General features: G+C 68.1%; 2 protein-coding genes and 1 pseudogene. 2 read left to right on the top strand and 1 reads right to left on the bottom strand.

Features of this window, described 5'->3' with window-relative positions:
- Window positions 1-167: 167 nt before the first annotated feature.
- Both ABZ656_RS57625 and ABZ656_RS57620 read left to right on the top strand, forming a co-directional pair.
- The gene (locus tag ABZ656_RS57625; RefSeq protein WP_360280704.1) at window positions 168-473 is read left to right on the top strand and encodes a transposase; all 306 of its coding nucleotides are present in this window, start codon (window positions 168-170) and stop codon (window positions 471-473) included.
- Window positions 470-1,048 (top strand): IS3 family transposase, encoded by a 579-nt coding sequence (locus ABZ656_RS57620; protein WP_360280701.1) that lies wholly within the window; start codon window positions 470-472, stop codon window positions 1,046-1,048. The genes ABZ656_RS57625 and ABZ656_RS57620 overlap by 4 nt, the downstream gene beginning before the upstream one ends.
- 102 nt (window positions 1,049-1,150) lie before the next feature.
- Here ABZ656_RS57620 and ABZ656_RS57615 read toward each other — a convergent pair.
- Window positions 1,151-1,969 (bottom strand): annotated as a pseudogene (locus ABZ656_RS57615) (IS30 family transposase); the annotation flags it as partial.
- Window positions 1,970-2,075: the final 106 nt, after the last annotated feature.

The following is a 2,075-nucleotide window of genomic DNA, read 5'->3' as shown; positions in this document are numbered from 1 at the left end:
CATCCACAAGCTCGGCCCCGGCCTCTACGCCGCCACAGCATGGTCACCAACTCCCCTTGCGTGACCTGCGAAAACCCTAACTACCCGGCCTTGGGCCCTGACCCCGGAGTTTGGACACCGGAGAGACTTGGATCTTGATGGTCCAGGAGAACGGAGTCCCCGTGGGGATGAAGCACTACCCCGCCGAGTTCAAGGCGGACGCGGTCGCGCTGTACCGGCCGAGGCCGGGAGCGACGATCAAGTCGGTCGCCGCTGATCTCGGGGTGAACACCGAGACGCTGCGGAACTGGATACGGGCTGCCGACGGCCGCCGCGCGGGCTCTCATGTGACGCACCGGGCGGCGGGTCCGGCGGCGTCGACGTCGTTGGAGGCGGAGAATGCGGCACTGCGCAAGCAGAACGCAGAGCTGCGGCAGGAGCGGGAGATCCTGCGCAGGACCGCAAAGTATTTCGCGGGCGAGACCAACTGGTGAGCAGCCGCTTCCAGTTCGTCGCCGACCATCAGCGCCGTAACGGCGTGAAGCGGCTGTGCACCATCCTCGGCATCGCCCGGTCCAGCTTCTACTACTGGCGCCGCACCGCCCCCGAGCGGTCCGCCCGCCAGGCGGCGGACGCCCGGCTCGCAGCCCGGATACGCCACGTCCACCGGGACTCGGACGGGACTTACGGTGTCCCCAGGGTCACTGCCGAACTCCGCGACGGCGGCGGCCAGACCGTGAACCACAAGCGCGTCGCCCGCGTCATGCGGGCCATCGGGCTCGCCGGAGTGCGCCTGCGGCGTCGGCACCGCACCACCGTCGCGGACCCGGCCGCGGCGAAGGCCCCGGACCTGATCGGCCGCGATTTCACCGCGCCCGCGGTGAATGCGAAGTACGTCGGCGACATCACAGCGACTTGTTCGCACTTCCTAATCGGCGGCCGAGTCGTCGTGGGGAGCCGGGCGGCCAAGCATGTGGAGCCACAAGACGGCAGCGCACCGAGAGCCACACCCGGCTCCCCCGGGTGCCACAACCCTACGAATGGCTGGGCCTCCCAGGAAGAAAGGTAGAGCGCACCGAGCTCGTCATCGACGCACTCCAAGCCGCCGAACGAACCCACGGGAGCCTGGCCGGGGCGGTGATGCATACCGATCACGGGTCGCAACTTGGACTCAATCGGTCGTCGCAACACCAACTACCTGGAGAGATAGTAGGTGCTCGTTGAGGGCTTCGGCGGGGGTCTTCCATCCGAGGGTTTTGCGGGGTCTGTTGTTGATGGTGGCGGCGACGGCTTGGAGCTCGTCGGCGTCCCAGCGGGACAGGTCCGTGCCCTTGGGAAAGTACTGACGCAGCAGACCGTTCGTGTTCTCGTTGGTGCCGCGCTGCCAGGGGCTGTGGGGATCGGCGAAGTAGACCTGGAGACCGGCGTCGATGCGGAGTTGGGCGTGTCGGGCCAGTTCCGTGCCGCGGTCCCAGGTCAGTGGCCTGCGCAGTTGCTCGGGCAGCGTGGTGATGGTGGCGGTGATCGCGTCCTTGACGTCCTCGGCGCCGCGGCCGGCCATCGCGGGCCCGTTCTTGGTGCGTGGTTCGGTGCCGAAGCCGTCCATCCGGGGCAGGTGCAGCAGCATCGTGAACCGCGTGCTGCGCTCGACCAGCGTGCCGATCGCGGACCGGCCGGTTCCGATGATGAGGTCGCCTTCCCAGTGCCCCGGGACGGCGCGGTCTTCGGCTTCGGCTGGTCGTTCACTGATCAGCACGTCGGCAGTGACGTGGCCACGGACGCTCTGCCTGGTGCGCTCTCGCGGGACGCGCAGTGACCGTCCGGTGCGCAGGCAGGCGACCAGCTCGCGCTGGAGTGCCCCGCGTCCTTGCACGTAGAGGGCCTGGTAGATGGATTGCGGGGAGATGCGCATGGACTCATCTTCGGGGAAGTCCACCTTGAGCCGCTGCGATATCTGCTCCGGGCTCCACGCGGTCGCCCAGCGACGGTCCTGCCGACGGGGTGAAGCTTCCCCGTGATCTCGGACACGTAATGGCTATGCCGCGAGGGTGTGTTGATGCCGCTGCCTGGTCTCAGCCGGGGTGAGGTAGCCGAAG

The organism is Streptomyces sp. NPDC007095, from assembly GCF_040634475.1.
In the GTDB taxonomy this organism is placed as follows: Bacteria; Actinomycetota; Actinomycetes; order Streptomycetales; family Streptomycetaceae; genus Streptomyces.
Note: the sequence above shows the minus strand (reverse complement) of the source record. Positions and strands in the feature narration are given on the sequence as shown.

Bases quoted from the DNA above. Each gene is read 5' to 3' on its own strand.
- ABZ656_RS57625 (WP_360280704.1), top strand. From the start codon at position 168: ATGAAGCACTACCCCGCCGAGTTCAAGGCGGACGCGGTCGCGCTGTAC.